This window comes from Neisseria sp. P0024.S006 (assembly GCF_051956595.1).
Lineage (GTDB): Bacteria > Pseudomonadota > Gammaproteobacteria > Burkholderiales > Neisseriaceae > Neisseria.
In genome coordinates, this window is record NZ_JBQCXH010000002.1 from 282,557 (window position 1) to 302,872 (window position 20,316).

The following is a 20,316-nucleotide window of genomic DNA, read 5'->3' on the forward strand; positions in this document are numbered from 1 at the left end:
ACATGATAAATATGGTTCAAATCTTAAAAAAATAGACAGTAAATTTAAAACTTACTGTCTATTTACTTCGCATTTAGTTCAGATTAATGTCCGAATCAGTGATATGGATATCCAACAGCAAATTATTGATAATGGTATTGGACAAGAATACTGTGTTGCCTGAAAAATCTATGTGCTTTTGAATCTTTTCAAAGTCAAATTCACATAATACAACTGTAGGCAATGCTTCTTTCAACTCTTTAATATCCGGATAAAACTCTGATACCTTAGCCGATGAAATGACCACTTGATTTTCAAGGTTATGATCAATTACATCTGGTAGCTTTTTGAAAGTCTCCAAAATCGGCGTACGGATAGAATGCAGATACAATGGATCTTTGCCACCATAGTATTTATGGTTGCCCAAAAATGGGTCGATTGCAAAGGTTTTGTACCCACCAATTAAGCCGTGATATACCGCCCCTGTACCGCCTGATGATGCACCGCAAATGACTACGTTTTTCTTATCTACGCCATAAATACTCATCAGGCTCTTAATGAAACGCTGGATATTGTCTTCGATATTTTCATCAAACTTTGTATTCAAACCGTGACTACCAAACGCGTCTGATACATCAGCCATACGGATGATATAAGTATTTGGCATAATACTGTTGCTAATAAATGGAAATGGGTGGCTATAATAACGGTCAACCATATTCTCATTGCTCTTATTTGTATAAGAGAACAACACCAATAAGTTTTTCTTGTTGGCACTCAATACTTTCGGTGCTTCAACAGTATAAATGACATTTTCCAACTCATGGAAAGAGTCTGGGAAATAAGCCAAAAGATCTTTATAACTGTGCTTGTTCACACGGCGGAACACACTTACACCCATTTTGTGTTCAACAGCTAAAAAGCCTCTATTATTTAGCTCATAAACATAATCACTTAGACCATGATTCCGAGCATAGCTTAGGAAAAACTCATTACTGTCGCCTTTAACACCAATGTATTCAACTTCCGGCTTATCCAAGTACTCGGTTAAATTAATGCCTTTATTTTTTTCAACATTCAGGATATAGCACAGTTCGCTGCCAAGATAAATGGAAGTAACTTCTAAAATCTCACTAAATTTATCCTCGATTTTTGCCCAATCGGCTTCAGCAAATTTAAAAGACAATACTGTCTTTTCTTGATTAACCGATTGTGGGTAACTTCCATAAACTTCTGAAATATATTTCAGAAATTTATGGAAGCCGGAAATCTTAGAAACTTTGCTCTTATTACGCTCAATAAAGTTAAAAGTTTGCCCTGATGTTGAATAGCTGACGCTGACAAAATAGTCGTTCAACAGAAAATCGAACACTATACTTTGATTGTTATAAATCCAGGCGTTAACCTTTTGAGGATCAATCTTGGCTTTTCGTAAAATGTTTTGCTGAATTTTATATAAATCCATTTTATAAACCCTGTTGATATTTTTCCAACAATGCTTTTTTGTCGGTTTTGTGGTTGGTGCTGACTGGAATTTCATCAATGTGAATAAATTCAGACGGCATCATGTAAGACGGTAAATTTTGTACTAATGCGTCTTTGATTGCCTGAGTATCTGCACTTTGCTTGGCTGTATAGAAACACACCAAACGCAATACTGCGCCTGTGTTGCGCTTCAAAGCCACTACTGCCACATTATCAAAGGCAAATTCCTTAAGGTTAAGGATTTTTTCTTCAATTTCTGAAAGTTCGATACGGTAGCCATTGAGCTTAATCTGCTCGTCTTTACGGCCTTGTACATAGAACAATCCATTTTTTTCAAAACCGTAGTCACCTGTTTTATAAGTTCGGTTATCTGCACTGTGCACTACCAAACGTTTGGCATTTTCAGTTTCGTTGTTCAGATAGCCACGCATCACATGGTTACCGCTAATCCAAATCTCTTCATCAACAATCTCTAATTTGGAATTAAGTACGGCAACGCCTACAGGCAACTCTTCTTCTGCCGCCAGCATATCAGGTGTAATATCAACGTAAGTTGTTGCTACAGTAGCCTCAGTCGGACCATAGGTATTGATAACACGGACACCGGGAAATTTTTGAAAAATCATATTTACTACCGGTTTGCCAAGTTTTTCGCCACAGAACAAAAATTCTTTCAAACTCGGTAAAGTAGCCTGACTACATTTAGGGTTAAGCAGCTGCTGCATGGCAAAAGAAGGCGTGGACACCCAAGTAGTAATTTGTTGTTTGGCCAAAAAATCAATCCAGGTGGCAGGGTTAGAAATAGCATCACGACTGTTCATGACAATACAGCCACCGTAAGCCAAGTTGCCAAAGATTTCGTACATTGACAAATCAAACGCAAACGGAGCCTGATTCATAAACACATTAGATGCGGCTAAATTAAGCTGCTCTTTCATCCATTTTATCAGGTTGAATACAGCTTCACGACCGATTTGCACACCCTTAGGTGCGCCGGTTGTTCCTGAAGTAAACATAATGTAAGCCAAATCTTTTTCAGCCAGCTCTACTTCTTCATCAGTCTGCTTTTCAAAAGTTTGCGTTGCCGAACGGTACACAAAGCGTGCTTTCGACAGTTGGCAGATATTGTTCAGACGGCTTTCAGGATAAATACTATCCACCGGAATAAAAGGGATTTTGTTTAATAAGCAGGCATAAATTGCCACTGCAAAATCAATTTCTTTATGGCCGTGCAACACCAAAGGAATGTTTTTGGTAATATCTGCTATGCTTTTGTAAGCCTCGATAAATGTGGCTATTTTTACGCGCAACTCTTCCCAAGAACATTCCTGAGTATCATTAACTAACGCTTTTCCCGAAGTTTGGTTGAAACGGTATTCCAAAAAATCATCAAGATTTTGGAATTCATTTAATTGTTTCATGATTTAGCCTTTGTAATTATTTTCAACATATTGAATGATATTGGCTGAGTTTGCCAAAATATCAACCAGTTGCTCAAACGGCAAATCAACATCAAATTTTTGTTTGATGGCCATAACCAAATCCATTGCGCTCACGGAATCAATAAGTCCTGTAGACAACAATTCTTCATTTGCTGACACTTGTTTTTGTGCAACTTGTGAAATCAACGCCAAAACTTCGTTAGATACTGACATGGTAAGATCCTTTTATTAAAATTGAAATGATAACGCTTTGCACCCTGTGCATAACACTGTGATTATCCCATATTTTTTTACTTTTCAGGTAACTAAATATACAATATCCAAATAAAGCAATCCCTCTTTGACAACACTTACACCAGGCCATCTGAAAGCGTGTTTGTATTTTCAGCCAACCGATTTCACGACTTCCAAACACAATTTTAATTAAGGAAAACCAATGACTATTCTTATTACCGGCGGTACCGGTTTTATCGGTTCTCATACCGTTGTTTCCCTGTTGAAATCAGGCTTTAATGCCGTGATTTTGGACAATTTGTGCAATTCGTCTGCCAACATCCTCCCGCGCTTGGAAAAGATTACCGGCAAGTCTGTGCCTTTTTACCAAGGGGATATCCGTGATCGTGAAGTGTTGCGTCAAATCTTTGCAGAACACGATATTGATGCCGTCATTCATTTTGCCGGTTTGAAGGCAGTCGGCGAAAGCGTGGCCGAACCAATGAAATATTATGACAACAATGTGTCGGGCAGCTTGGTTTTGGCTGAAGAAATGGCGCGTGCCGGTGTATTCAAGATTGTGTTCAGCTCATCGGCTACGGTTTACGGAGATCCGGGCAAAGTGCCTTATACGGAAGATATGCAACCGGGGGATACGACCAGCCCTTACGGTACGTCTAAGTCTATGGTGGAGCGCATTTTGACGGATATCCAAAAGGCTGATCCGCGTTGGAGCGTGATTTTGTTGCGCTATTTCAACCCTATCGGTGCGCATGAAAGCGGTTTGATCGGCGAGCAGCCAAACGGTATCCCGAACAATCTGCTGCCTTATATCTGCCAAGTGGCTTCAGGCAAGCTGCCGCAATTGTCGGTTTTCGGCGATGACTACCCTACTCCTGATGGTACGGGTATGCGCGACTATATCCATGTGATGGATTTGGCGGAAGGTCATGTAGCGGCGATGCAGGCAAAAAGTGATGTTTCGGGCGTACACTTGTTTAATTTGGGTTCGGGACGTGCTTATTCGGTATTGGAAATCATCCGTGCCTTTGAGGCGGCCTCCGGCTTGACCATTCCGTTCCAAATCAAACCGCGTCGCGATGGCGATTTGGCCTGTTTCTACGCCGACCCTGCTTACACCAAAGCGCAGACTGGTTGGGAAACCAAGCGCGATTTGGCGCAGATGATGGAAGACTCATGGCGTTGGGTCAGCAACAACCCAAATGGCTACGACGATTAAGTTGACATGATACAGGCCGTCTGAAAGAGATGTTTTCAGACGGCCTCTTTATCTGAAAAACACACATTCTGTCTGCTATAATCCGTTTATATTATTTTGACTATCCTCTGAAACTTATGAAAAAAATCCTTGTTACCGGCGGCGCAGGCTTTATCGGTTCTGCCGTTGTCCGTCATATTATCCAAAACACCCAAGACTCTGTCGTCAATGTCGATAAGCTGACTTATGCCGGCAATTTGGAATCTTTGACCGAGGTAGCCAATAATCCTCGCTATGCTTTTGAGCAAGTGGATATTTGCAACCGCGCCGAACTCGACCGCGTATTCGCACAACACCAGCCTGATGCCGTGATGCACTTGGCAGCGGAAAGTCATGTCGACCGCTCAATCGATTCGGCAGGCGAATTTATCCAAACCAATATCGTCGGCACATTCAATCTGCTTGAAGCGGCACGCGCCTACTGGCAACAAATGCCGTCTGAAAAGCGCGAAGCCTTCCGCTTCCACCATATTTCCACCGATGAAGTCTATGGCGATTTGCACGGCACAGACGATTTGTTCACCGAAACCACGCCATACGCGCCGTCCAGCCCCTACTCTGCCTCTAAAGCGTCCAGCGACCATCTCGTCCGCGCATGGCTACGTACTTACGGTTTGCCGACCATTGTAACCAACTGCTCCAACAACTACGGTCCGTACCACTTCCCTGAAAAACTCATTCCTTTGATGATTCTGAACGCGCTCGACGGCAAACCGCTGCCCGTTTACGGCGACGGAATGCAAATTCGCGACTGGCTGTTTGTCGAAGACCACGCGCGCGCGCTGTATCAGGTTGTTACCGAAGGCATCGTTGGTGAAACCTACAATATCGGCGGCCACAATGAAAAAGCCAATATCGAAGTCGTCAAAACCATCTGCGCCCTGCTGGAAGAGCTTGTTCCTGAAAAACCGGCCGGTGTGGCGCGTTATGAAGATTTAATTACTTTCGTACAAGACCGTCCCGGCCATGACGTGCGCTACGCCATCGACGCTGCCAAAATCGGCAGGGAGCTGGGCTGGAAACCGCAGGAAACATTCGAATCCGGCATCCGCAAAACAGTGCAATGGTATTTGGACAACAAAACCTGGTGGCAAAACGTATTGAACGGCAGCTACCGTTTGGAACGTTTAGGCACTGGAAAATAAGTTTTCAGACGGCCTGTTCACATATTAGGCCGTCTGAAAATCACGCAAACACACACTACTCAGGAGAAAACCCATGAAAGGCATTATCCTCGCCGGCGGCAGCGGCACACGCCTCTACCCCATCACGCGCGGCGTATCCAAACAACTGCTGCCCGTGTACGACAAGCCCATGATTTACTATCCCCTGTCCGTATTGATGCTGGCAGGAATCCGCGATATTTTGGTGATTACCACGCCCGAAGACAACGCCTCTTTCAAACGCCTGCTCGGCGACGGCAGCGATTTCGGCATTTCCATCAGTTATGCCGTACAACCCAGTCCGGACGGTCTGGCACAGGCATTTATCATCGGCGAAGAATTTATCGGCGACGACAATGTCTGCTTGGTTTTGGGTGACAATATTTTCTACGGCCAATCATTTACGCAAACATTGAAACAGGCCGCCGCCAAGACCCACGGCGCAACCGTATTCGGTTATCAGGTCAAAGACCCCGAGCGTTTCGGCGTGGTTGAATTTGACGAAAACTTCAACGCCCTGTCTATCGAAGAGAAACCGCAACAGCCCAAATCCGATTGGGCGGTAACCGGCTTGTACTTCTACGACCAACGCGTCGTCGAATTCGCCAAACAAATCAAACCGTCCGCCCGCGGCGAATTGGAAATTTCCGACCTCAACCAAATGTATTTGGAAGACGGTTCATTATCGGTACAACTTTTGGGACGCGGTTTCGCATGGCTGGACACTGGCACCCACGAGAGCCTGCACGAAGCCGCTTCATTCGTCCAAACCGTGCAAAACATCCAAGACCTGCAAATCGCCTGCCTGGAAGAAATCGCTTGGCGCAACGCTTGGCTTTCCGATGAAAAACTGGAAGAACTGGCGCGCCCGATGGCGAAAAACCAATACGGCCAATATTTGCTGCGCCTGTTAAAAAAATAATGTTTGAGGCCGTCTGAAACTTTTCAGACGGCCTTTAGATGAAAGATAAAACGATGAACATCATTGATACCGCCATTCCTGACGTAAAACTGCTTGAGCCGCAAGTCTTCGGCGATGCGCGCGGCTTTTTTATGGAAACCTTCCGCGACGAGTGGTTCAAAACCCAAGTCTGCGACCGCACCTTCGTGCAGGGAAACCACTCCAAATCCAGCAAAGGCGTATTGCGCGGCCTGCACTATCAAACTGAGAACACACAAGGCAAACTCGTGCGCGTGGTTGTCGGCGAAGTATTCGACGTAGCCGTCGATATGCGTAAAGACTCCCCCACATTCGGCAAATGGGTAGGCGAGATCTTATCCGCAGAAAACAAACGCCAACTGTGGGTACCCGAAGGTTTCGCTCACGGCTTCTATGTACTGAGCGACGAAGCCGAGTTCGTCTATAAATGCACGGATTATTACAACCCCAAAGCCGAACACTCGCTGATTTGGAATGATCCGACCGTCGGCATCGACTGGCCGCTACAAGGTGAGCCGAACCTGTCGCCTAAAGACTTGGCAGGCAAAGTATTGGCCGAAGCCGTCACGTTTTAAAAAGTTTTAAAAAATAATTCAGGCCGTCTGAAAGAATGTTCCTCTTTTCAGACGGCCTACAATCCATTAATAACAATAATCGACGAAAACGCATTGTGAAAAACGCCTACATCCCCTCTCGCGGCATCCGCAAAATCCCCCATCTCTCCACCCTATTGCCTGAATTTCATATCTGCAAAGACGGAAAAGGAGCGGAGGCTGTTGTCGGCTGGGGTTTGCGCCCGACAACACACAAAGCGCGTGCTTTTGCCGCTGAACATCAGCTTCCCTTTATTGCTTTGGAAGACGGTTTTTTACGCTCGCTCGGACTGGGTGTCGTCGGTTATCCGCCCTACTCCATCGTCTATGACGATATCGGCATCTACTACGACACCACGCGTCCTTCGCGTTTGGAACAACTGATTCTTGCCGCCGATACCATGCCGTCTGAAACCTTGGCTCAGGCTCAGCAGGCGATGGATTTCATCCTGAGACATCATCTATCCAAATACAACCACGCGCCCGAACTTTCAGACGATCATCCTTTACGTTCCCCATCCAAGCCTGAAACTGTCCTCATCATCGACCAAACCTTCGGCGATATGGCTATCCAGTATGGCAGCGCAGACGCCTCTGCGTTTGAACTGATGTTTCAGACGGCCTTGAATGAAAACCCGCAAGCCGATATCTGGGTCAAAACCCATCCCGATGTTTTGTGCGGCAAAAAACAAGGCTATCTGACCCGGCTGGCGCAGCAACACCGCGTCCATCTTTTGGCAGAAGACATCAATCCGATTTCTTTGTTGCAAAACGTCGATAAAGTTTATTGCGTTACCTCGCAAATGGGTTTTGAGGCGCTTTTGTGCGGCAAACCGCTGACCACCTTCGGCCTGCCGTGGTATGCCGGATGGGGCGTAAGCGACGACCGCCATCCTGAAATCAACCGCCTTGTCCAAACCCAGCGCCGTGCCCCCCGCAACTTACTACAGCTCTTCGCCGCGGCCTATCTGCAATACAGTCGCTACCTCAACCCCAATACCGGCGAAGCAGGCAGCCTCTTTGATGTCATCAACTATCTGGCAACGGTCAAACGCAAAAACGACAAATTGCGTGGTGAGTTATATTGCGTCGGCATGTCTTTGTGGAAACGCGCGGTTGCCAAACCATTCTTTAACGTCCCCTCATGCCGTCTGAAATTTATCTCTTCCACCCAAAAACTGGCCGGGGTCAAACTGTCCGACGATGCACGCATCCTTGCCTGGGGCAACGGCAAAGAGGCCATCGTCCGTTTTGCCGAACAACACCACATCCCCCTGCTGCGCATGGAAGACGGCTTTATCCGCTCGGTCGGGCTTGGTTCTAATTTAGTACCGCCGCTGTCGCTCGTTACCGACGATATGGGCATTTATTTCAATGCCGAAACCCCGTCCCGTCTTGAACATATCCTGCAAAACCAAGACTTCGACAATCAAGACTTCCAGACGGCCTTGAAGCTGCAAAAAATGCTGACCGAAAACCGCATCAGCAAATACAATGTCGGCAGCTCGGACTTTACCGCCCCTTCAACCGACAAAACCGTGATCCTCGTTCCCGGTCAGGTTGAAGACGATGCGTCTATCCGCTACGGTTCGCCCCAAATCTACCGCAATCTGGATTTGCTCCGTACCGTACGCGAACGAAACCCCGATGCCTATATCATCTACAAACCGCATCCCGATGTAGTCAGCGGTAACCGCATCGGCCATATCTCCCCTGAAGATGCTGCACGATATGCCGACCAAACCGCCGAACAAGCTGACATCCTGACTTGTCTCCAACACGCAGACGAAATTCACACCATGACTTCGCTGACCGGTTTTGAAGCCCTGTTGCGCGGCAAAAAAGTCAGCTGCTACGGCCTGCCTTTTTACGCAGGTTGGGGACTTACCCAAGATCTGCTTCCCATTCCGCGCCGCAGCCGCAGGCTTGAGCTTTGGCAGCTGATCGCCGGCACGCTCATCCACTATCCCGACTACATCCACCCCGAAACCCATCAGGCCATCAATGCGGAAACCGCTGCCCAAATCCTGATACGGCAAAAAAATATGCAAAAAAACAACAACGGATTACATCGTGGGTACTTTGCCAAAAAATTAGGTAAAATCAAACAACTATATCGATCTTTTAAATAAATGCCATCAAAATTAACAATACGTCATGAACCGGCTTCAATTGCGGCATCATTGCTTTTGCATCGTTAATACGCTTGGCGTATGCTTAAAAGTTCAACCCAAAACTATTACATAAAAAACAAAATCACATTGCGACATGAAACAGCCCGTCCTCCAAAACAACCTGCAAAGCCTGCTTGAAAGCGCAGAAAACATCCTGCTGCTTCAAGGCCCTGTCGGCGATTTTTTTCAGCGCCTCGCCGGCTGGCTGACCGCAAACGGCAAAACCGTGCATAAATTCAACTTTAATGCAGGCGACGACTATTTTTATCCGCCCACTCAAGCGCATACCGTTGCTTTTAACGACAGCTACGATGTCTTTCCTGAATTTTTACAAAAATACATCATTCAACATCACATCCAAGCCGTTGTCTGCTTTGGCGACACACGTCCCTATCATCTCCTGGCCAAACGCATTGCAAACGAAAACCAAGCCAGTTTCTGGGCATTTGAAGAAGGCTATTTCCGCCCCTACTACATCACCTTAGAAAAAGACGGCGTCAACGCATTTTCCCCGTTGCCGCGCCGTGCCGACTTTTTTCTGGAACAATTCCCCAAGCTGGCCCAGCAAGAATACAAAGCGCCGACACCGGTACGCGGCGGGTTTACGCCCATGGCCAAAAACGCCGTCCGTTACTATATCGAATTGTTCCGCAACCCGAACAAGTACCCGAACTACATCCACCACCGCGCATCCAATGCCGGCCATTACCTCAAACTGTGGTCGATCTCCATCCTCAAGCGTTTGAACTACTATATCGAAGACATCCAAATCGCCAAACGCGTGGAGGCGGGCAAATACGGCAAATTTTTTATTGTTCCCTTGCAGGTATTCAACGACAGCCAAGTCCGTATCCATTGCGACTTTTCCAGCGTCCGCAGCTTCCTGCTCCATGTTTTGGCCTCCTTTGCCGCGCATGCGCCTGCCGATACCAACCTCATCATCAAGCATCATCCGATGGACCGTGGCTTTATCGACTACTCGCGCGACATCAAACGCTTTATCAAAAAACACCCCAAACTCAAAGGACGTATCACTTACGTCCATGATGTTCCCCTGCCCGTTTTCCTGCGCCACGGCCTCGGCATGGTTACCATCAACAGCACCAGCGGCCTGTCCGGCTTGATCCACAACATGCCTGTCAAAGTACTCGGCCGCGCCCATTACGACATTCCCGGCATAACCGACCAAAATACCTTGGCAGAGTTTTGGAATCATCCGACGCCGCCTGACAGCGACCTGTTCCATGCCTACCGTATGTACCACCTCAACGTAACCCAAATTAACGGCAACTTCTACAGCCAGGTGTTTTTCCCCGACAAAAAAACCTCTGCCCCTTTCACTCCGACAAACTGACTTAGCAAAAATAATTCAGGCCGTCTGAAAAACATTTCAGACGGCCTGAAACAATCAATACCCTAGCCGCCGTCATGTAAACAAACCATAAAAAACCGCATTTATCATTAACAATAAATTACAAAAACAGTATAATGACCAAGCTGTCATGAACGCATGCCGACTCAAGCCGAAAGCTTTGTAACGCACTGAATAGAGATGTTTTCCCAGGAAAATAATACAACAAGCCAAACATCTTTAAAGGCAGGCCGCTAAGGCAACTGCAAAACTGTGCCGAACCCTATTTTTTACAAAGCCATCGACCGGCATTGCCGCCTATATGCCGCAGCACCCGTCTTCCACTTTATCCGCCCGCAAACCATGACCGCCGCTCCTGAAATCCTTTACCGGCAAGCCGCCGCCCTTTTGGAACAATCCCATACCGCCCAAGCCCTGCCCCTGTTGCAACAGGCGGCAGAGCAAGGTTATGCGGAAGCTGCTTTCGTATTGGGCAACCATCTGCTACAAAACGGCCAACCGGAACAGGCACTTTCATGGTTGGAAGCCGCCGCGGCCCAACGCCATCCCAAAGCGCTCTTCTCCCTGCTGCAACAGCGCGAACACAACGGCACCCCGACCGGACAGCTTCTTAACGACTATGCCTGGCTGGGTGAGCAGGGGCACTCAGAAGCCCAATTAATCCTCATGCGTTACCACGCGCAACGCAACGACCCACAATCGCTCTACTGGGCGGAGCTTGCCGCCGTCCGATATGCCGCGCCCGCGTATTACCATCTGGCACGCCATCATCAACGCCAAGGCGACGTTGCGACAGCCGTCGAACAATACGAAAAAGCGGCCGCCCTCGGCATGACTGCCGCCTGTTGGCAACTCGGTCAAATCTACTTCTACGGCACAGGCATCAGCCCCGACCACGCACAAGCCGAACAATATCTCGAACAAGCCGCGCAAGCCGGCCACATCGCCGCACAAACCCTGCTGGCCGACCTTCTTGCCGCCCAACGCAAACCCGAAGCCTTAGAATGGTATCGTCGTGCCGCCGATAAGGAACAAGCGGAAGCACAGGCCAAGCTGGCCCAATACGCCCTGACCGGCGAACTTTCCGAACGAGACCCGTTCCAAGCGGCACGCTACGCCAAAGCCGCTGCCGAAAAAAACCATCCCGAAGCCCTGAAAATCATGGGCGACCTCTACCGCTACGGCCTCGGCATCAAAGCCGACAACCATATCGCGCACGATTACTACCACCGTGCCGCCACGTTAGGTTCTGCCTCCGCGGCACAAAAACTCATCAGCGACGCCGCACTGTACCATCCGCAACAATACGAACAAATCAAAACAGCCGCCCTGCAACAGCAACAAATCGGAACCATCTACCGTTTGGCGGAAGCACAAGCCCACGCCATCGGTCGCTACGCAGACTACAATGCCGCGCGCAAGAATTACATGGAAGCAGCCGAATTCCACCATAAAAACGCGGCGGCAGCCTTAGGCCGCATCTACCATTACGGCCTCGGTACGGCGCAAGACCCTCGGGCGGCCGCCCACTGGTACGCAATCGCAGCCGAACAAAACCACCCTTCCGCCCAATACCACCTCGCCTGTTTTTACTATCACGGGCAAGGTGTCGGCTGTCATGTTCCGACCGCCTGCTACTGGCTGCAGGCCGCCATCAGCAACGGCCACACTTCGGCCGAATCATTAACATCCCTATTAGAACAATGGCGCCGCGAAGTGCACCATGCCATCGGTCAAAAGGCCGTCTGAAAATATTTACACTCGCATTTTTTGACAATCTTTAACTATTCCCCTAATATTTGCCAGTTATTTTTCACGGACACGTCATTGTTTTCATTTCTTTCTGAAAACACCTTGCCCGCGCATCAATACCATGACACTCGGCGGATAACGCCAAGCGTTGAAACACACTACATCCGGAACAAAAACGGATGCTCGGAAAAACATTTCTAGGAGGTGAAACAACATGGAATGGGAATTCAACAGTTATTACACACTGATTGCCGCCACACTCGTGTTGCTGGTTGGTAAATTTCTGGTTCAAAAAATCAAATTCTTACGAGACTTCAATATTCCCGAGCCGGTCGCCGGCGGTTTGGTTGCCGCTATCGTCCTGTTCGCCCTGCACGAAGCCTACGGCGTCAGCTTCAAATTTGAAAAACCGCTGCAAGATGCGTTCATGCTCATCTTCTTTACATCCATCGGTTTGAGCGCCGACTTCTCCCGTTTGAAAGCGGGCGGTTTGCCTTTGGTTATCTTTACCGCCGTGGTGGGCGCATTTATCATCGTCCAAAACTTTGTCGGTGTCGGCTTGGCGAGCGCATTGGGCTTGGATCCGCTGATTGGCCTGATTACCGGTTCGATTACCCTGACCGGTGGTCACGGTACCGCCGGTGCATGGGGTCCTGACTTTGAAAGCAAATTCGGCCTGACCGGCGCAACCGGCTTAGGTATGGCTTCTGCAACATTCGGCCTGGTATTCGGCGGTTTGATCGGTGGTCCTGTTGCACGCCGTCTGATCAACAAAATGGGCCGTAAACCTATCGTCAAAACTGCCAAATCCGACGACAACGATGCTACTGATGACATCTTCGAACAAGCACAGCGCACTCGCCTGATTACGGCTGACTCCGCTGTCGAAACGCTCGCGATGTTTGCCGCATGTTTGGCTTTTGCCGAAATCGTGGACAGCTACGACAAAGCCTTCTTCGACTTGCCTAAATTCGTATGGTGTCTGTTTGCAGGCGTGGTCATCCGCAACGTCCTGACTGCCGCCTTCAAAGTCAATATGTTTGACCGTGCCATCGACGTATTCGGTAACGCCTCCCTGTCACTCTTCCTGTCTATGGCTCTTCTGAACCTGAAACTGTGGGAATTGACCGGTCTGGCAGGCCCTGTAACCATCATCTTGGCCGTACAAACCGTCGTGATGATTCTGTACGCCACTTTCGTTACCTACGTCTTCATGGGTCGCGATTACGACTCTGCCGTATTGGCAGCCGGTCACTGCGGCTTCGGTTTGGGTGCCACCCCGACTGCCGTTGCCAATATGCAGTCCATTACCCAAACTTTTGGCCCGTCTCACAAAGCCTTCTTGATTGTACCTATGGTGGGTGCGTTCTTCGTTGACTTGCTCAACGCCGCCATCCTCTCCGGCTTCATCAGCGTCATCAAAGGCTGATACGTCTGACATAGAAAAGCACTTGCCGCATTTACTTGCTGCAAGTGCTTTTGTTATGATAAGCACGTCAGGCCGTCTGAAAGGCCGTCATCTTCAGGAGTACCCATGTACAAAAAAACCGCTTCCGTATTGATTTTAAGCACGATTCTTCTTGCCGCATGCAGCAAAGAAGAGCCCAAAGCCGCACTTGATTGCGCCCAACCGGCCACACTGCAAAACATCCGTACCACCATCGAAGACACCCTCAAACAACAAGCGCGCTCCTTTGCCCGCAATGACAACCGCCAATTTGTCGATGCCGACAAAATCATCGCCGCCGGCCTCGAATTAGAAACCCTGCTTGAAGACCCCAAAGAAACCGAAGACGACGGCAAAGCCATCTGCCGCGCCAACCTCAAAATCCGCATTCCCGACACCATCCTCAAGACGGCCATAGACAACAGCCCGCTGATTTACGGCAACACCCCGTTGTCCGACATGCTCGAACAAAAACTGATGGGCAGCAACCTGACCTTTGAAAACAACACGTTCAGCACCACCCTGCTCTACACCCCCGACAAAGACGGCAAACCGGTTTTCGAAGACAACACCCTGAGCACCACCGCCCAAACCCTTTCCGCCACCCTGCTGCCCTACGGCGTGAAAAGCATTGTTATGATAGACGGCAAGCCTGTATCCAAAGAGCAGGCCATCAAGCTGCTGCAAAACCAAAACACGGAAGAGCCGCCGACTGTCAATCCGCAAGACATCCTTGAAAACAACGCCGCCAGCCAAGCTGCCGGCCTGACCGATGACGGCGACGATTCAGATTACGAAGTCCTGCGCCCCGACCATGAAACCCAACGCAACGAGCCGCCCGGCCTCAGCCAAAGCGAACTCGACAACGCGCGCGCGCAAAACCGTCAGGCGGACGGCGAAATCAACGACCTCTGGGGCGGCTTAGACAGCGATGTCAAACAACAAATCCTCGGCGAACAACGCGCCTGGATTCAAAGCAAAAAACTCAACTGCCAACAAGCAGCCGCGTCCGCAGACAACTCCGCACAAGCAGAATACCTGCGCCTGCAGTGTGAGACCCGCATGACCCGCGAACGTACGCAATACCTGCGCGGCTATTCCATCAACTAAAACCGATAAGGCCGTCTGAACATTCAGACGGCCTACAAGAAAGCACATCACATCATGCAATACCGAATCCACCGTGAAGGCAATGCCCAAAACACACCCTCTTCAGCCTCCACACCCGTCGACAACTGGGAGCGCAACACCCTGCGTGAAGTCCTCCTCGCCGCCTACCAAGAACAGCGCCGCGCCCGCATTTGGCGCAATATCTGGCGCGGTGTCGCCGTCCTCATCTTCCTCAGCCTGATCTTCGGCTTCGCAGAAGAAGAAGGAAAAACCACGAGCATCCAAGCCCGCAGCGAACACACCGCCGTTATCGACCTGACCGGCGAAATCGGCAACGACATCGACGACCAAGTCCAAATCCTGCGCGACAGCATGGAAGCCGCCTACAACAACGGCAACGCCAAAGCCATCATCATCCGTGCCAACAGCCCCGGCGGTTCGCCTGTCGTGTCCAACACGGCCTTTAACGAAGTCCGCCGCCTCAAAGCCGAACACAAAGACATCCCTGTCTACCTCGTTGCCGAAGACATGTGCGCTTCCGGCTGCTACTACATTGCCGCCGCAGCCGACAAAATTTACGCCGACCCTTCCAGCATTGTCGGCAGCATCGGCGTGATCGGCGGCGGTTTCGACTTTACCGGCCTGATGGACAAAGCCGGTGTCAAACGCCGTCTGAAAACCGCCGGCAGCAACAAAGGTATGGGCGACCCTTTCACGCCTGAAACGCCGGCGCAAACCCAAATTTGGGAAACCATGTTGGGCGATATTCACCAAGAATTTATCAAAGCCGTCAAACTCGGCCGCGGCGCAAGGTTGAAAGACAAACAGTATCCCGATATTTTCAGCGGCCGCATCTATACCGGCAAAGAAGCCAAACAGGTCGGCCTGATCGACGACTTCGGCAGCATTTACAGCGTTGCCCGCGATGTCGTCAAAGCTCCTGAACTGGTCAACTACACGCCGCAAGACGATTTCAGCAAAATGCTCAGCCGCCGCTTCGGTGCGGAAGTGAAGGCTAAAGTCAAAGAAACTTTGTCTGAAATTTGGTAAACCAAAAGGCCGTCTGAAACCCAAATCATTGGGCTTCAGACGGCCTTTTTTATATGGTTTTTAAAATAAAACGCTGATTATTGTCCAAACATTTATCGGCTTCATAAACCGACAGGCAAATATCCCCTGATGATGCTGTTACAGGAACAGATTACGCCTGCAAACGATTAAACCTCCACGCTTCAGACGGCCTGTTTCTGCATATTATGCGCCATATCGAGCGCGGCGCGGACGGCAGTCATCAGGCTGCCGGAATCGGCTTTGCCCGTACCGGCCAAGCTCAAGGCCGTGCCATGATCGACGGAGGTGCGGATAAAGGGCAGGCCGAGGGTAATATTTACGCCTTCGCCAAAACCGGCGTATTTGAGTACCGGCAGCCCTTGGTCGTGATACATGGCAAGGACGGCATCGGCATCTTTGAGCAGAAAAGGTTGGAACACGGTATCGGCCGGATAAGGGCCGCGTGCGTCTATGCCTTCGGCCTGCAAGGCATGAAGCGCCGGAATAATGGTGTCGATTTCTTCGTGTCCCAAATGGCCGCCTTCGCCGGAGTGAGGATTGAGACCAGTAACGAGGATGACCGGATTGGCTATGCCGAACTTATGGCGCAGGTCGTGTTCAAGAATGCGGACAACCGACTCGATTAAAGGCTTCGTGATGGCGGCGGAAATGTCTTTCAGCGGCAGATGGGTGGTCACCAATGCCACGCGCAGGCCGCCGCCGGTCAGCATCATGACAACTTGTTCGGTATGGCTTTTTTCGGCTAGGTATTCGGTGTGGCCGCTGAAAAAGCCGTTGCCTGCGTGGGCATCGTTGATGATGCCTTTATGCAGCGGCGCGGTCACCATACCGGCAAACAGGTCGTCTGAAATGCCTTGATACGCCGTATCCAGCAGCCGGAGGACATACGCGGCATTGGCAGGATTGAGTTCGCCCGCCCGACACTCGGCATCTAAAGCAATATGCAGGACTTCGAGTTCGCCCTTGGGCAACGGATCGGCCGCTTGGGCTTGAAAGTCACGCAAGATGACGGATTTGCCGAGCTGTTCGGACCTTTGCGCCAACAGGTTTTTGTCACACAAAACAACGGGGCGGCAAGGAAGGTCGGAGAAAGCCAAATCGAGGCAGATGTCGGGGCCGATGCCGGCCGGTTCGCCGGAAGTGATGGCGAGAATGGGAGCAGTCATGGTGTTTCTCGGTATGGTTTACAGTATTTAGACAACGTCAGGCAAAATGCCTGCCCTACTTTTGCAGATTAACACAAATACAAAAAGGCCGTCTGAAAACAGTTTTTGCTTGGTCAAACTGTTTTCAGACGGCCTTAGCTGTTTACCGTTTTACACTTAAGAACGACGGCCGATCATGCGGTACAAAACGTCGTGGCCTTGAATGCGGTGGACGACAACCATGGCGATGTGGCCAGCGACAAGCGCAAAAAGCAGCCAGCCGAGTTTGTCGTGCGCCATATTGCCGAGGTTGGACATCCATTCGATTTTTTCAGGCGAACCCTGCATCACTTGGACGCCGAATACTTTCAACGGGCCGCGGCCGCCGCCGTATTGGCGGATCATGCCGATAACGGGGACGGCGAGCATGAAGACGTAAAGGGCAAGGTGGCCTGCTTTGGCGGCAAAGCTGTCGGCGGCAGGACGTTTGGACGCATTGAGCAAAGCCCAAACAATGCGCACGGCAATCACCAGTAGCGTGATGAAACCGATGGATTTATGCACGCCGAAGAGCGATTTGACCCATTCTTCGCCATCGTAGATGGTCCAAACGGTAATGGTGGAGAGGATGCCGATGAAACCGAGTACGGTCAGCCAGTGCAACGCGCGCGCGACGGCATCGTAGGTTTGTGGACGTGTAGTGGTCATAATGTTTCCTTGTTTTTGATTTGTTTGGTTTTTTGAATCGGCGGCATTGTAACAAAAATGTCCAACCAATTATGTTGCCTTTTTGAAGAGACTTCGTAACTGTTTGGAAAATTTGAAGAAACGGCGGTTTTATCCGTCAGGCTGCACAGGCCGTCTGAAAACAAGGGCAGGAATACCACCTTCTATGCCGAACTCGGGCTAAAATAGGCGTTTTTATTCTCGGGTACGCATCGATGCAGGTTTGGATTCGGCGGTTTGCGCTGTTGCTTCTGCCTTTGGGTTTCTTGGCGGTCATGGTGACCGCGCCTTTGCTGTCGCTGGCGTTTTACGACGGCGAAGGCGCTTGGGCGGAAGTGGTGGCTGATGACTATATGCGCCTGCGCTTGGGCTGGACGGTGGCGCAGGCGGTTTTGACTTGCGTCTTGGTCACGGCTTTGGGCATACCTGCGGCGTGGGTGCTGGCGCGGATGGACTTTGCCGGACGGCGCACGGTTTTGCGCCTGCTGATGCTGCCTTTTGTGATGCCGACCTTGGTGGCGGGCATGGGCGTACTGGCTTTATTTGGCGCACACGGTATGCTGGCGGCAGGTTGGCAGGACACGCCGTGGCTGCTGATTTACGGCAACGTGTTTTTCAACCTGCCGGTTTTGGTGCGCTCGGCGTATCAGGGATTTATGCGTGTGCCGCAGGCGCGGTTGCTGTCGGCACAATCTTTGGGCGCGGACGCGTGGCGGCGGTTTGTCTGGGTCGAATGGCCGGTGGTGCGCGCGTGGGTTGCCGGTGGCGCGTGTCTGGTGTTTTTATATTGTTTTTCAGGCTTCGGACTGGCCTTACTGCTCGGCGGCGAACGTTTTGCAACGGTGGAAGTGGAAATCTACCGGCTGGTGGCGTACGAGTTGGATATGGCGCGTGCGTCGGTGCTGGTGTGGCTGGTGCTGGCGGTTACGGCGGCGGCAGGAGGTTTGTATGCGTATTGGAGCAAGCGCGTGGCGGTGGATAAGTCGGTCTCGCCTTTGCCTCCGCGTGCGCCGATATGGGCTTGGGAAAAATGGCTGACAGCAACGGTATTGGCCATGTTGGCAGTATGCTGCCTGCTGCCTTTGGCGGCGGTGTGGCTCAAGGCGGCAGCGGCAGGCTCTTCGTGGGCGGTTTTGCTGGAAGCGCAAACGTGGGCAGCGGTGTGGAACACCATCCGTTTCTCTGTGGCAGCGGTGGCGGCGGCGATGGTTTTGGGCGTGCTGTATGCGGCGGCAGCACGGCAAATGGCGTGGTTGCGCGCGCTGATGTTTTTGCCGTTTATGGTGTCGCCCGTGTGCATCGCCTTCGGCGTTTTGCTGCTCTATCCGCAGTGGACGGCTTCGCTGTGGCTGCTGACGGCGACTTACGCGCTGTTGGCGTATCCGTTTGTGGCCAAAGACGTACTGGCCGCGTGGGACGGTTTGCCCAAAGATTACGCGGCGGCGGCGCGCACCATGGGCGCAAACTGTTTTCAGACGGCCTGTTATGTAACCGCGCCTTTATTGAAACCGGCCTTGCGGCGCGGTCTGACTTTGGCTTCAGCAACGTGTATCGGCGAATTTGCGGCCACATTATTCCTGTCGCGTCCCGAATGGCAGACGCTGACCACTTTGATTTACGATTATCTCGGACGCGCCGGTGCGGACAATTACGGACGGGCGATGGTGTTGACGGCGGTATTGACCGCTTTGGCTTTGACGGCATTTTTGCTGGTGGACGAAGCGGAAGGGCAAAAGGCCGTCTGAACGTAGTCTGCTCAAATTCCCTTCGCTTTCACTACACTATTGCCGCGCCTTGTATCGAAAATTGATTGAATCCGCTATATAATTTGTTTTTAACCGCACTCAACACGACCTATCATGACCGACTTAGAAACCAAACGCCTTGAAACCCAAGCCATGCTGGACAATGCCGACTTGCTGTTTGGCCAAGAACAATGCCGCGCGGCCTTGCAAAAAGTTGCCGACGACATTACCCGCGACTTGGGCGACAAATACCCCCTGCTCCTGCCTGTAATGGGTGGCGCGGTGGTGTTTACAGGACAGTTATTGCCGCTGTTGCGCTTTCCTTTGGACTTTGACTACGTCCACGTTTCCCGCTACGGCGACAAACTCGCAGGCGGCGCGTTCAACTGGAAACGCATGCCCGACCCCGAGCAAATCAAAGGCCGTCATGTCGTCGTTTTGGACGATATTTTAGACGAAGGCCACACCATGGCCGCCATTCAGGAAAAACTGTTGGAAATGGGTGCGGCAAGCTGCCGTGCGGCCGTATTTGCCAACAAACTGATCGACAAAGAAAAACCAACCAAAGCCGATTATGTCGGTTTGGACGTGCCCAACCGCTACGTCTTCGGCTACGGCATGGATGCCGCCGGCTGTTGGCGCAACCTCGGCGAAATCTACGCCTTAAACAATAAATAAAA

At 50.5% G+C, this 20,316-nt stretch carries 17 protein-coding genes; 12 read left to right on the forward strand and 5 right to left on the reverse strand.

What is annotated here, in order from left to right:
• Positions 1-73: 73 nt before the first annotated feature.
• Genes ACTHUF_RS05120 through ACTHUF_RS05130 form a run of 3 tightly spaced genes read right to left on the reverse strand, consistent with a single transcriptional unit; the run spans position 74 to position 3,119 of the window.
• On the reverse strand, positions 74-1,444 hold the full coding sequence (locus ACTHUF_RS05120) for an XcbB/CpsF family capsular polysaccharide biosynthesis protein (protein WP_315093345.1): 1,371 nt from the start codon (positions 1,442-1,444) through the stop codon (positions 74-76).
• A 1-nt stretch (position 1,445) separates the two neighbouring features.
• Positions 1,446-2,885, reverse strand: a complete 1,440-nt coding sequence (locus ACTHUF_RS05125; protein WP_315093343.1) for an AMP-binding protein — start codon at positions 2,883-2,885, stop codon at positions 1,446-1,448.
• A gap of 3 nt (positions 2,886-2,888) precedes the next feature.
• Complete coding sequence (locus ACTHUF_RS05130; protein ID WP_003747973.1) at positions 2,889-3,119, reverse strand: acyl carrier protein; 231 nt, start codon at positions 3,117-3,119, stop codon at positions 2,889-2,891.
• 223 nt (positions 3,120-3,342) lie between these two features.
• On the opposite strand from ACTHUF_RS05130, the gene galE reads away from it, so the two are divergent.
• The 10 genes from galE (at position 3,343) to ACTHUF_RS05180 (ending at position 15,999) form a co-directional block, all read left to right on the forward strand.
• Positions 3,343-4,359, forward strand: a complete 1,017-nt coding sequence (gene galE, locus ACTHUF_RS05135; protein WP_003747972.1) for a UDP-glucose 4-epimerase GalE — start codon at positions 3,343-3,345, stop codon at positions 4,357-4,359.
• A gap of 116 nt (positions 4,360-4,475) precedes the next feature.
• Positions 4,476-5,543 (forward strand): dTDP-glucose 4,6-dehydratase, encoded by a 1,068-nt coding sequence (rffG, locus tag ACTHUF_RS05140; RefSeq protein ID WP_315093339.1) that lies wholly within the window; start codon positions 4,476-4,478, stop codon positions 5,541-5,543.
• Between the two features lie 73 nt (positions 5,544-5,616).
• On the forward strand, positions 5,617-6,483 hold the full coding sequence (gene rfbA / locus ACTHUF_RS05145) for a glucose-1-phosphate thymidylyltransferase RfbA (protein WP_148077852.1): 867 nt from the start codon (positions 5,617-5,619) through the stop codon (positions 6,481-6,483).
• Between the two features lie 53 nt (positions 6,484-6,536).
• Positions 6,537-7,076, forward strand: coding sequence for a dTDP-4-dehydrorhamnose 3,5-epimerase (rfbC, locus tag ACTHUF_RS05150; protein WP_185079641.1), 540 nt, complete (start codon positions 6,537-6,539; stop codon positions 7,074-7,076).
• A gap of 35 nt (positions 7,077-7,111) precedes the next feature.
• On the forward strand, positions 7,112-9,226 hold the full coding sequence (locus tag ACTHUF_RS05155) for a capsular polysaccharide biosynthesis protein (protein ID WP_440407290.1): 2,115 nt from the start codon (positions 7,112-7,114) through the stop codon (positions 9,224-9,226).
• 136 nt (positions 9,227-9,362) lie between these two features.
• Positions 9,363-10,622: a capsule biosynthesis protein gene (locus ACTHUF_RS05160; protein ID WP_440407291.1), complete on the forward strand. Its 1,260-nt coding sequence runs from the start codon at positions 9,363-9,365 to the stop codon at positions 10,620-10,622.
• Positions 10,623-10,982: 360 nt separating this feature from the next.
• Positions 10,983-12,389, forward strand: coding sequence for a tetratricopeptide repeat protein (locus ACTHUF_RS05165; protein ID WP_440407338.1), 1,407 nt, complete (start codon positions 10,983-10,985; stop codon positions 12,387-12,389).
• Positions 12,390-12,606: 217 nt separating this feature from the next.
• The gene (gene gltS / locus ACTHUF_RS05170; RefSeq protein ID WP_004519089.1) at positions 12,607-13,821 is read left to right on the forward strand and encodes a sodium/glutamate symporter; all 1,215 of its coding nucleotides are present in this window, start codon (positions 12,607-12,609) and stop codon (positions 13,819-13,821) included.
• Between the two features lie 105 nt (positions 13,822-13,926).
• On the forward strand, positions 13,927-14,949 hold the full coding sequence (locus tag ACTHUF_RS05175; RefSeq protein ID WP_308538563.1) for a lysozyme inhibitor LprI family protein: 1,023 nt from the start codon (positions 13,927-13,929) through the stop codon (positions 14,947-14,949).
• 54 nt (positions 14,950-15,003) lie between these two features.
• Positions 15,004-15,999, forward strand: a complete 996-nt coding sequence (locus tag ACTHUF_RS05180; RefSeq protein ID WP_308538564.1) for a S49 family peptidase — start codon at positions 15,004-15,006, stop codon at positions 15,997-15,999.
• A 182-nt stretch (positions 16,000-16,181) separates the two neighbouring features.
• Here ACTHUF_RS05180 and pdxA read toward each other — a convergent pair whose 3' ends face one another.
• Both pdxA and ACTHUF_RS05190 read right to left on the reverse strand, forming a co-directional pair.
• Positions 16,182-17,186 (reverse strand): 4-hydroxythreonine-4-phosphate dehydrogenase PdxA, encoded by a 1,005-nt coding sequence (gene pdxA, locus ACTHUF_RS05185; protein WP_308538565.1) that lies wholly within the window; start codon positions 17,184-17,186, stop codon positions 16,182-16,184.
• 156 nt (positions 17,187-17,342) lie between these two features.
• Positions 17,343-17,873 carry a cytochrome b gene (locus ACTHUF_RS05190; RefSeq protein ID WP_308538566.1) on the reverse strand — a complete coding sequence of 177 codons (531 nt, stop codon included), beginning with the start codon at positions 17,871-17,873 and terminating at the stop codon, positions 17,343-17,345.
• Between the two features lie 233 nt (positions 17,874-18,106).
• On the opposite strand from ACTHUF_RS05190, the gene ACTHUF_RS05195 reads away from it, so the two are divergent.
• Positions 18,107-19,636, forward strand: coding sequence for an ABC transporter permease (locus ACTHUF_RS05195; RefSeq protein ID WP_308538567.1), 1,530 nt, complete (start codon positions 18,107-18,109; stop codon positions 19,634-19,636).
• Positions 19,637-19,750: 114 nt separating this feature from the next.
• Positions 19,751-20,314: a hypoxanthine-guanine phosphoribosyltransferase gene (locus ACTHUF_RS05200; RefSeq protein ID WP_070646501.1), complete on the forward strand. Its 564-nt coding sequence runs from the start codon at positions 19,751-19,753 to the stop codon at positions 20,312-20,314.
• The last annotated feature ends 2 nt before the right edge of the window (positions 20,315-20,316 follow it).